Below are 4,951 nucleotides of genomic sequence, written 5' to 3'. Positions count from 1 at the left end.
GTCGAGTGCACTGGCCGGCGGGCGCGGTATCGGCCTGGGCGCGCCGAGCGCGGCATACGGCAGGAAAAGCCCCGGCGCCGACGGGGCACCGGCGTCGGCCCCCTGCGGCTGGCTGTTGAGGTGCCCTGCCACGGCCGCGGCGCTGGTCATAAGGCGACGGGGCGGCCCGAAGGGAAAGGCGACCTCGACGGCCAGTCCGGCCACCGCGGAGTGCGTCTGTACCTTCCTGCACACCAGCGTGGCGGTCTGACCGTGCGGCAGGGATACCTCGATGACGGTCGGGCGGCCCGCTGCGATCAGTTCAGCGGCCTTCTCCTGCAAAACCAGCCGAATATCACGCTCGATCTCGATGCCGGACCCGGCCTTGAGATCGAGCGGAAACTGTGCGCCGCCAGCCGGTATCCGCATCCGGTGTTTGGCCTGCCGGTACGCCAGGAGCAAGGCCCGTTCCCGCTCGCTCGCCTGTTCCAGCAGCCGATGTTCGATGGCGCGGCCAGCCTCCCCCACCATGGCTTCCGCCGACGGATTCGCCTCGGCGAGCCTGCAGATGAGGCTGAACACGCCCTCGATGCGCCCGCTGAGGGGGTCGCGGACGGGAACGGATATGCACGCGTCCGGCTGGTAGAGGTCAGCGAAGTGCTCGGCGCCCGAGACCCGGGCGGGGCGCCTTTCCACGAGTGCGAGGGCTACGGCGCTGGTGCCGACCAGGTGCTCGGCGACGCAGAACCCAGGGTGTAGGCCGAAGGATGCCTCACCGACCCGGTGCGCCAGTATTCTTGCCTGGTCGTCGGTGAGACACACGCACACCCAGGTCCCGGCGATCGTGGATGCCAGTCGGTCGAGCACCGGGTCGGCCGCGCGGACCAGGCGCGTATCCAGGTCAAGATCCGGATCATAGACGGGGGAGCACCGGTCCGGGCTCACGTTCAGTACCTGGCTGCGCCACCACGAACCCAAGATCGCGTTTTGTGGGCCTTCCGCTACCAGGTCACCGGTCAGGAATAGTTCCCGCAGGTGAGCGTTGTTACGCTGCGCAAGGTCATCCCAGATGTCCACGATGAGTTCACCTACCTCCTCGGGATCCCCAGGGGTTTCCGCCTCACCCTGGCCTGCGCGCACATTCCACACCATCGAATCTACTACACCATTGTAGGCCTGCTGCCGCCTGCGGAATGCTCCGATCTGCGAGCGACGCTTGATATGAGACCGGTATAAGCACGTATGCGATGCTGGCGACGCTACCGGTGGAGCGGGACGCCCTAGTCGATCATGCCGTTGTGATCATGCAGCCGGCGTTCTGTTCGCGCGACGGCGCGGCACGGTCCGAGCACGCTCGACCTGCCGCAGCGGCTCAGAATGCCGCGCGAGCTCCGACGGCGGAGGCGTCGACGTCCACGATCTCCTTACCCAGGGGCAGCAGCGAGACCGGGATTAGTTTGAAGTTCGCCAGGCCGAGCGGGATACCGATGATGGTGAGGCAGAGTGCCAGGCCGGTGGTGAGATGTCCCAGTGCCAACCACCAACCGGCCAGAAGGATCCACAGCACGTTTCCGATCAGAGACGCCCCGCCAGCGCCGGGTCGGTCGACAATGCGCCGTCCGAACGGCCACAGTGCGAAGTTCGCCATCCGCAGAGCGGCGATCCCGAAGGGGATCGTGACGATGAGAATGAAGCACACGAGCGCCGCGAGGGCGTAACCGACGGCGAGCCAGAAACCACCGAATACCAACCAGATGACGTTGAGCACGAGGCGCATGAGCTGACCCGCTCTCTCTCCCGATCCGACACCGGGATCTCCGACACCGGGATCGTGGTGAACGCCGATGGCAAGCCTGCCGGGAACATCGACGCCACTCGTCGATCAGCACCGAACTTTATCGTACCAATCGGGTCCAGGTCGTCCGGACACGGTCGTCCGGGCACGGTCATCGGAACTCGCGATGACGCACCGTCAGGTACACCACGACGATCTGCCCCCGGGATGCCATCGCAAACAGAGTGGATGCCACGCGGCCCGGCACGTTCCGGCCCGGCTCGCTACTGTCGTGGCAGCAGTCCATGCCGGCATGTCGCGTCCGCACGAACGCAGGTGACGTACGCCGCCGCCGGGCACAGGCAGCGTCCCGGCCATGGTCGTCGGTATCCAGGAGGTGATCCGGTTCGGGCAGCTCAACCGGCTCCCGCCTGCCGTGGACACGAGGTGTTGCCCCGGTTACCTCTCTCGAGAGCGGAAATGATGCGCGGATGACCGATATGCAGGCATTCGACCACGTGATCGATCTCGTCGGAAACACACCGCTGGTCCGGATCACACCGACGATCGAGACGATGCCGGCGCCGGTGCTGGCAAAGCTGGAGTACCTCAATCCCGGTGGATCGGTGAAAGACCGGGTGGCGCTGACCATGGTCTCCGCCGCCGAGGAGGCCGGGCTGCTTCCGCCTGGTGGGACCATCATCGAACCTACCAGCGGAAACACCGGTGTCGGTCTGGCCCTGGTGGCGGCCCGGCGGGGCTATCGCTGCGTGTTCACCATGCCTGACAAGATCAGCGAAGAGAAACGGGCCGTCCTGCGCGCCTACGGCGCCGAGGTCGTCATCTGCCCGACAGCAGTGGCACCCGACGACCCCCGCTCCTACTACTCGGTGGCCCGCCGGCTCGTCCGCGAGACTCCCGGTGGTTGGAGCCCGGATCAGTATTCCAACCCGAACAATCCCGCTGCGCACCACGCTACGACCGGGCCGGAGATCTGGCAGGCCACGAACGGTCGCGTCACCCACTTCGTCGCCGGCATCGGGACCGGCGGGACGATCAGTGGAGTCGGCCGTTATCTCAAGGAGGCGTCCGGCGGAACCGTGCAGATCGTGGGCGCGGATCCGGAGGGTTCGGTCTACTCCGGTGGCAGCGGCCGACCCTACCTCGTCGAAGGCGTCGGGGAGGACATCTGGCCGACGACCTACGACAAGACGGTCGTCGACCGGGTGGAGGCGGTCAGCGACCGCGACTCGTTCCTGATGACGCGCGAGCTGGCCAGGAAATGCGGGCTGCTGGTGGGCGGGTCAGGCGGACTCGTGGTGGTCGTCGCCCTCCGGGTCGCTCGCGAGCTCGGCCCGGACGACGCCGTCGTGGTCCTGCTTCCGGACTCCGGCCGCGGATACCTGTCGAAGATCTTCAACGACGAATGGATGTACGAGTACGGCTTTCTGGAGCCACCGTCGAACGAGCCGACCGTCTCGGACGTCCTGCGGAACAAGACCGAACAGACCAGTGGTCCCCCCGATCTGGTGCATGTCCACCCGGCCGAGACAGTCGGTGCCGCCATCTCCTACCTGCGCGAGTACAACGTGTCGCAGATGCCGGTGGTGCGGCACGAACCGCCCCTGCGGGCGGCGGAGGTCGCGGGTTCCGTCATCGAGCGGCATCTGCTCGCGGCGGTCTTCGCCGACCGGTCCGCCATCGACGATCCGGTCGCCGATCATCTGTCGCCGTCGCTTCCGATGGTGGGTACCGGCGAGCCACTGGCCCGGATCGTCGCGGTGCTCGGGGACGAACCCGCGGTGTTGGTACACGACGAGGGTAATCCCGTCGGCATCCTTACCCGTGCCGACCTGCTGAGTTTCCTGGCCGTCCGCTAGATCGGCACCGATCATCGAGGAGGCCCTAGCGTGGCGCCATGCCTATGGAGCAGCCCACTGAGGGATTCGAGACCATCGCGATCCATGCCGGCCAGGAGCCCGATCCCATCACGGGAGCGGTGGTGACGCCGATCCACCAGTCCTCGACGTTCGCCCAGGATGGCGTGGGTGGGCTTCGGAGCGGTTACGAGTACAGTCGTTCGGCGAATCCGACCCGTACCGCGCTGGAGACCTGCCTCGCCGCACTGGAACGCGGGACGGTCGGCCTCGCTTTCTCCTCCGGCATGGCGGCGACAGACGCCCTGCTGCGAACTGTCTGCCGGCCCGGAGACCACGTCATCATCCCGGCGGACGCCTATGGCGGCACCTACCGGCTCATTGCCCGGGTGCTCGCCGACTGGGGCGTCGACCACACCAACGTCGATCTCACCGACCTCGATGCGGTGCGAGTCGCGATCCGTCCGGGCACCACGCGGCTGGTGTGGTGCGAAACCCCGACCAATCCCATGCTGTCCATCGCCGACATCGTCGCTCTCTCGTCGCTGGCGCATGACGCGGGGGCGCTGCTAACAGTCGACAACACGTTCGCCTCGCCCTACCTGCAGCAGCCACTGACCCTGGGTGCGGACGCGGTGGTGCATTCCACGACGAAGTATCTCGGTGGCCACAGCGATGTCGTCGGCGGCGCGCTCGTGGTCGGCGATCCGGACCTGGGCGCCCGGCTACGATTCCTGCAGAACGCGGCCGGCGCCGTCGCCGGCCCCTTCGACAGCTGGCTGGTACTGCGCGGTGTCAAGACGCTCCCCATTCGGATGGACCGACACTGCGACAACGCTCGGCGTATCGCGGCCGAGCTCACCACGCACCCCGCCGTCGGGACCGTCCGCTACCCGGGTTCGACCGGGCATGCGGGTCACGGCATCGCCGCGAAGCAAATGCGTGACTTCGGGGGAATGGTCTCGTTCACCCTTCGGGCCGGCCCCCGCGCGGCCGTGGAGGCATGCGGCCGGACCAGGCTGTTCACTCTCGCCGAGTCGTTGGGTGGGGTGGAATCCCTGATCGAACATCCGGCGAGCATGACCCATGCCTCGGTGGAGGGCTCACCGCTCGCGGTACCCGCGGACCTGGTTCGGCTCTCGGTCGGGATCGAATCGGTGGACGACCTCGTCGCCGATCTGCACCAGGCGCTGCGCGGGCTTTCCGACAGATCCGCGTAGCCCGGCCCCGATTTCGGGAGTGGCGGCTTCTGGCGCACGCGCCCGGTACGGAAGGGCGAACCAGCGAAAAAGTCCAAACCTTAACCCACAGCGGCGACATA

Annotated in this window: 3 protein-coding genes and 1 pseudogene; 2 read left to right on the top strand and 2 right to left on the bottom strand. The window is 67.1% G+C overall.

From position 1 onward, the window contains the following. Both AC08OJ_RS07780 and AC08OJ_RS07775 read right to left on the bottom strand, forming a co-directional pair. Positions 1-1,056: pseudogene (locus AC08OJ_RS07780) on the bottom strand (hypothetical protein); the annotation flags it as partial. A 295-nt stretch (positions 1,057-1,351) separates the two neighbouring features. Beyond that, positions 1,352-1,756, bottom strand: coding sequence for a YccF domain-containing protein (locus AC08OJ_RS07775; RefSeq protein ID WP_476595387.1), 405 nt, complete (start codon positions 1,754-1,756; stop codon positions 1,352-1,354). A gap of 497 nt (positions 1,757-2,253) precedes the next feature. Between AC08OJ_RS07775 and AC08OJ_RS07770 the strand changes: the two genes are divergently transcribed. Together AC08OJ_RS07770 and AC08OJ_RS07765 are read left to right on the top strand one after the other, a co-directional pair. Next, positions 2,254-3,633, top strand: a complete 1,380-nt coding sequence (locus AC08OJ_RS07770; protein ID WP_476591877.1) for a cystathionine beta-synthase — start codon at positions 2,254-2,256, stop codon at positions 3,631-3,633. A gap of 38 nt (positions 3,634-3,671) precedes the next feature. After that, on the top strand, positions 3,672-4,850 hold the full coding sequence (locus tag AC08OJ_RS07765) for a cystathionine gamma-synthase (protein ID WP_476591864.1): 1,179 nt from the start codon (positions 3,672-3,674) through the stop codon (positions 4,848-4,850). The last annotated feature ends 101 nt before the right edge of the window (positions 4,851-4,951 follow it).

This window comes from Frankia sp. CgKIO3, assembly GCF_977946435.1.
Note: the sequence above shows the minus strand (reverse complement) of the source record. Positions and strands in the feature narration are given on the sequence as shown.

Coding starts and splice junctions, on each gene's coding strand:
- AC08OJ_RS07775 (WP_476595387.1), bottom strand. CDS start 1,756: ATGCGCCTCGTGCTCAACGTCATCTGGTTGGTATTCGGTGGTTTCTGG.
- AC08OJ_RS07770 (WP_476591877.1), top strand. CDS start 2,254: ATGCAGGCATTCGACCACGTGATCGATCTCGTCGGAAACACACCGCTG.
- AC08OJ_RS07765 (WP_476591864.1), top strand. CDS start 3,672: ATGCCTATGGAGCAGCCCACTGAGGGATTCGAGACCATCGCGATCCAT.